General features: G+C 66.6%; 4 protein-coding genes and 1 pseudogene. All 5 read right to left on the bottom strand.

Going from position 1 to position 5,521, the window contains the following annotated elements:
* Window positions 1-109: 109 nt before the first annotated feature.
* Window positions 110-970 carry a peptidoglycan-binding protein gene (locus ACWEN3_RS40100; protein ID WP_452981756.1) on the bottom strand — a complete coding sequence of 287 codons (861 nt, stop codon included), beginning with the start codon at window positions 968-970 and terminating at the stop codon, window positions 110-112.
* A gap of 602 nt (window positions 971-1,572) precedes the next feature.
* Window positions 1,573-2,338: pseudogene (locus ACWEN3_RS40095) on the bottom strand (transposase).
* Between the two features lie 42 nt (window positions 2,339-2,380).
* On the bottom strand, window positions 2,381-2,827 hold the full coding sequence (locus ACWEN3_RS40090; protein WP_452981753.1) for a hypothetical protein: 447 nt from the start codon (window positions 2,825-2,827) through the stop codon (window positions 2,381-2,383).
* Window positions 2,828-3,057: 230 nt separating this feature from the next.
* The gene (locus ACWEN3_RS40085; protein WP_452981751.1) at window positions 3,058-3,624 is read right to left on the bottom strand and encodes a transposase family protein; all 567 of its coding nucleotides are present in this window, start codon (window positions 3,622-3,624) and stop codon (window positions 3,058-3,060) included.
* Between the two features lie 151 nt (window positions 3,625-3,775).
* Window positions 3,776-5,377 carry an FAD-binding oxidoreductase gene (locus ACWEN3_RS40080; RefSeq protein WP_452981748.1) on the bottom strand — a complete coding sequence of 534 codons (1,602 nt, stop codon included), beginning with the start codon at window positions 5,375-5,377 and terminating at the stop codon, window positions 3,776-3,778.
* Window positions 5,378-5,521: the final 144 nt, after the last annotated feature.

Below are 5,521 nucleotides of genomic sequence, written 5' to 3'. Positions count from 1 at the left end.
CCGCTCGGTGTTTGACCGCGTCCCCCGGCCACGGCTCGCCTCCTCCGGCGGCGCGGTGGCGCGCGACGGGGTCTGCCGGCTCCCGGACGTTACGATCGTGCGGGACTAGTCAAGCCTTCGGGACCTGGAGCAGGTCCCAAGTGGCCTTCCCCGGAGGCCAAGTGGCAGCCGACCCGGTGAAGCCGCACTTGCGCTGCCACGCCAGGTAGGAGGCAACGTCGCCGGAGCCGATGACGTCCTTGTCCCGTGTGGACTGGTACCGGTTGCAGCCGACGGCCACGAGGCGGTCGTGCATCCGGGCCACGATGGGGCTCCTGCGGCCAATGGTGAACCAGGCGGCCCCGGGGAAGGCCTCGTACTTCCCGTCCTCTCCAGAGCGGTCCTTGGCCTTTGGGAAGGCGAACCAGGTCCCGGGGTCGGTGTGGTCGTTCTCCGGGACGTGGGCGTGCGCGTACCAGCCCGCATGGGTCTCCCAGACCTTCTCGTCGCGGTGGCCGGTGAAAGCGGTGGGTCTGCCCATGGGCCAGGTGTCCGGCACTCCCCAGGACATCACCCAGGCGTGCAGTTCGTCCCAGCCCCTGCCGGGGGTGTCCTGCAGGGACTCGTAGACCTTTCCGTCCACCCGGCAATAGGGGAAGAACAGGGCCTCGATCTGGAGCACGACCGAGCCGGCCCGGTTGGTCCGTGTGCCCCCGGGGGTGTCGACCAGCGACTTGGAGCGGGAGTTGGCCGGGACGAACTGCGCCATGTCGCCGGTGAACGGGTCCCAAAGCACGTGCGGGGCGACGGCCCTGCCTCCGCCGGCGAAATACAAGCGGAGGTTGGCGTATGTCACGAGGTCTTGGGGCTTGGCCTTGGTGGCGTTGCGGTCCCAGGTCACGTGAGCGATGGCCTTGGCAGGGCCCCCGTCGGTGGGGGCATGGTCTCCGATGTCGTGTTTCTCGGCATCGGGCATCCAGAGGTCAGCCATGTCTTCACCTGTCCGTTCTGCCGCAGGGCGGCTGTGATTCGAAGTTCGACCAGTCACTCGCGTGAGATCAGCACGCGGACGGGGTAGTAAGCGAGGTCGCGTTGCACCGCTGTTCGGTCGGGAACACCTCGTCGTGCCATATCCGTGCCGGAACGAGCGGTCAGTCACGGTCAACGGGAGAAAGGACGGGCCGCAGCGGTGACTCACCGGGGCCGCCAGCCATCTTCCGCAGCGATCAACGGAGGCGGTTCAGAGGCGTACCGGGCTTGCAAAGCAGATATCAGCGGTTCGAACCGTCTGCGCCCACGGGCCCAACGACGTCCGGCGGACCAATGCCGGGGGCTTTGACATCCGCATTCGACATCATCACCGGCGAGCAGCGCTCTCGGTCTCGCCGGCAGCCGGCCTCAGGCGGGACCGGGGAAGCGATCCACAGCGAAACGGGCCCTCCCTTCCCCGCGCGGGGACAGGGCGGGCCCGCTCCGTACCTTGCGCTGGGGACATTCGAGATTGGTTGCCTATGCTCTCTTGCAGAGGTGGACCGGGCACCCCGCGGCTCCTGGGTAAAGGGCCGCTAGAGGTTGTCCCGTATGGGGCGTGAGTTATCCGGTGAGGGCCAGGTTGTGGAGCCGAGCGATGCCGAGCATGGCCTGGTGCACGCCGTTGCCCTTGAGCCGGCAGTCTCGCAGGATCTTCCAGTTCTTCAGCCGGGACAGGGCGTGTTCCACACGTGCTCGCGCCCTGCGGTGGACGGCATTCTCCGCTTCCTGCTGCGGGCTGAGGTGCGTCTGACCTCGTCGTTTGCAGTGCGGGATGAGCAGGCCGGTTCTCTGGTAGCCGCCGTCAGCGATGGTCGATGCGTCCCGAGAGGCCCGATCGACGCCGGACTCCGTGAACGCCCGGCAGTCGTTGCGGCTGCCAGGCAGCGGCAAGCCGATCGCCACCACCAGGCGGCTGTTGGCGTCGATGACGACCTGAAGGTTGGTCGAGTACCGGTAGTTCTTGCACGAGGCGGCGATGCTGCGGTCGGGGATAGGCACCAGGGTGCCGTCCACGATGTAGACGGTGTCTTTGCGCGGCCGACGGGCCGGCGAGATGGCCAGCAGAGGTGGAAGGTGATCGAGGATGCGGTCGGCCGCCGACTTCGAGACCCCGAACAACGGTGCCACCTGCCGCAACGTGAGGTTCGTGCGCCAGTACGTCGCCACCAGCAACACCCGGTCCGCCAGGGGTAGCCGCCACGGTCGGCCGCGCTGCCTCACCGTCCCGACGCCGCACCAACGCCACCAGCCTGGCGAACTGCGACTCGGTCAGCCCAGAGAACGGCTCGATCCACTTCGGATCATCTGCCGACATCACCCCACCCATGCCCAGCCAACGCGCCAACCGCCCCACCGGTTACGGGACAACTCAGCTGACGTTGCCCTTGCCGGTCTGCGTGACGGCCGTCATGATCAGCTGGATTGCCACTTCAATCCACTTCACGGTGTTCTGGATGGACTGAAGCCACTGAGGGTCCCAAGAGTGCACGAACTTCAGACTTGTTGTCGACGCTGCTACCTTCGGGTCGAAGTTTGCGGTCCACATGTCCGTCCGGTCGTGGACACCGATCCACTTGCCGTCCACGCCATAGACGTTCACCGGGCTTACACCGATACAGTCACCCTGGGCATCCACGAGCAGTACCTTGACGGCGCCGTGGAAGCCGCCGAGGAGGATGTCCGTCCAGGTTCGGGTCGTCGCGTGCAAAACGCCGTCTTCGGTCAGTTGCGCCGACGTGTGCATGTAGCGCGGTGACTGAGTGTGTCCTGGCGGGTCGACGTGGTCGTCGCTGTTCTGACCGCTGATCACTGGCATGATTCCAACCCCCTGTAATCGAGCCATAGTGGCGCGTTGATGCAGCGTGAGGGAGGCTAGTGCGACACCAATGACTTGAAAAGTGTCTAGCTTCCATTAAATCCGGAATGGTTCAATCACCTTCCGGCGTCGCGATATGGCGGAGGGAACCGAGGAGCTTGCCGTCAGCACCCTGGACCCCGAGTGTGTCGGCATGGCTGCACTGATCCCCGAGGAGCTGCGGGTAATAGTCAAGATCTGTGGATCAAGCCGTGGCCTTTCAGACCCAATGCCGTGACCCTGCTCTTGAGCTGTCGACGCAGCTTCTTCTGGTTGCCCTTGACGATCACGATGTAGTGGGCGGCCCGGCCGAGGAGGTATTCGGCGTGCTCGCGCTGGGTGTGCATGGCGTCGCTGGTCACGACGACTCCTGCCAGGCCGGCGAGCCAGCGTCCGACTGCCCGGTCCAGAGCGTCGCCGTTGATGCGGGCCAGCAGCCGGCGGACCGTGCTCTCGGCGGGCAGCACCCGCATGGGCAGGAGCGGATCGGGGTTCGCACCGCCCTGTTCGAGCACATGCCCAGGGGCATCGGCGATCCATTCGCCGACCGCCAGCAGCGAGGTCGCTCCGGCCAGCACCGCGCACGCGGTGAGAGCGAGCACGACGGCCAGGCGGTGGCGCACCCCGCGTGGGTCACGCGGGTCTGGCACCTCGGCCAGCCGTTCCAGCAGGCCCGGGAGCTCCTCGGGTCCGACCTGCGGATTCTCGCGCAGTTGGTCAAGAGCAGGCGGGATCAGAGATGATGCGTCGGCAGACACGGTCTTCCACTTGGATCACGGGGCGTAGAGAATTCCATGATCTTGGAAGCCGTACCTGTCACGTTCCGAGAACACCGCCGCTGAGCTGACAGTCCGCCACGGACCGGGCATCACGCGACTACGCCGAAGCCCTGGTCCTAGCCGTTTCGGCTCAGCGCGTGCCGATCGCTTGTGGGTAGTGGAAAAAGCCGGTTGGGTCGTACTTCCGCTTCACCTTGACCAGTCGGGGGTAGTTCGTGCCGTAGTAGGCCTGCCGCCAGTCCTTCAGCGTGGGGTCGGGAAAGTTTTGGTACGCCTGTTCTGGCGCCCTGTCGTCGAAGATGTCGTCGTAGAACTCCTTGAGCCAGTGGAGATTGGCTTCGGCGACACTGGGGCGGTCGTAGTCTGCCCACGAGGTCTCGGCGGCGAAGACGAAGAGGTCGTTTCGGTGTACGAACGCGGTCGCGTTCGGCGGTACCTCGTTGATCTCACCGCCGAGGGCGAACATCGCGAACCCGGCTCCGTCCTCGTTGCCGCTGCCAGGCCAGGCCAGCAGGCGCTCGGCAGCCGCGCTGACCTGCTGATCGGTCAGGAGAGTACGGGAGTTCAGGATCGCCGATTTGGTGGCGAAGCGATCGATTGGCGTGGTGGCGCTCAGCAGTACGCTCGCCTCACCGGGCGTGACCTGACGAACGGACGCCCTGTTGCGGGCGCGTTCCTCGGCCGTGCCGATCTTGAGTAGCGGGTCGAGGATGGCACGCAGTTCCTGGACGGTGCCGTAGAACTGGCCGATGGCGTTGACGTTGGCGTTCGCATGGATCTGCGCCTTGGTCGTCCCGTGGGTCCCGATGCCCAGACGCAGATGGAACCGCTTGTCGCCCACGGTCTCCTGGGCGATGTGCTGCGCGGCGGCGACCACCGGCAGTACGGAGTCCAGGCTCCAGCGGAGCTGGTAGAACCCCACGGTGCCCTCGAACTGCTCGTACTGGAAGGTGAACGAGGTGTTGACACCGAAGTTGTTGCCGGCTCCGCCGCGGCAGCCCCAGAACAGGTCGGGGTGCTTGTCCTTGCTGGCCTTCACCGCGCGTCCGTCGGCGAGCACGACGGTCGTGGCGACGAGCCGGTCGCAGGTCAGGCCGAACATCTTGTCGCTGAACCCGATACCGCCGCCCAGCACCAGCCCCGCGACCCCGACGCTGGGGCAACGACCGGTCGGCACGAACATGCCGTGGTCCTCCAACAGCGGATGCAGGTCGCCATTGGTGACCCCGGCTCCTACGGTGACCGTACCGGCGTCGTGCACGACCCTCATCGGCCCGTAGACCCGAGGGCGGGCACCGCCCGGCGTCGGGGTGGAGACGATGCTCCTCATGCGGGCCATGTTCAACAGCAGGCCCCTGGTGGTCGAATACCCGGCGTAGTTGTGTCCCAGCCCGGAGCGCGGCACGGCCGGCAGCCCTACCGCGCGAGCCCAGCGGATCGCCTCGGACACGTCCCCGGTGGTCGCGCAGGCTACGATGCCGGCCGGGCGGATACCGGCGTACCTGTGGTTGAACGGCAAGGCCAGCGATTGGTACACAGAGCCATGCGGCCGGTAGAGGGTTGCCCCAGGGGACAGCGCATCAGCCAACCGCTTCCAGTCCCGAGGGCTGACTGGCCCGGCGGCCTCAGCCGCCGCAGCCGCCGCAGCCGCGCTCTCCGGTGCCTGAAGCCCCAGCGCCCCGCCAACGCTGCCCAGCACGCCTGCCCGCAGCATGTCCCGCCTGTCGATCACAGTGACCTACTCTCATGCAGCGGTCGCAGGCTCTGCCTGCGATCCCATCGGCCAGTTCGTTGATCGTCGGCCGGTGCCATCGCCGCTGCCCGCCCACCCGCCAGGCCCACCACACGAAAGGACGAGAGACGCACCGCCAAACAG

It is taken from the genome of Streptomyces sp. NPDC004561 (assembly GCF_053602155.1).
Note: the sequence above shows the minus strand (reverse complement) of the source record. Positions and strands in the feature narration are given on the sequence as shown.